The following is a 212-nucleotide window of genomic DNA, read 5'->3' on the forward strand; positions in this document are numbered from 1 at the left end:
CGAGCCTTCCTCAGGAAACCTTAGGCATTCGGTGGACGGGATTCTCACCCGTCTTTCGCTACTCATACCGGCATTCTCACTTCTAAGCGCTCCACCAGTCCTTCCGGTCTGCCTTCACTGCACTTAGAACGCTCCCCTACCACTGATACCATTGGTATCAATTCGCAGCTTCGGTGGTGTATTTAGCCCCGGTACATTTTCGGCGCAGAGTC

1 rRNA gene is annotated in these 212 nt (G+C 53.8%); it reads right to left on the minus strand.

Features of this window, described 5'->3' with window-relative positions:
- A 23S ribosomal RNA gene (locus MR160_RS34705) occupies nucleotides 1-212 on the minus strand; the annotation flags it as partial.

Source organism: Bacillus cereus group sp. BfR-BA-01382 (assembly GCF_022663475.1).
GTDB classification, from domain to species: Bacteria; Bacillota; Bacilli; order Bacillales; family Bacillaceae_G; genus Bacillus_A; species Bacillus_A thuringiensis_S.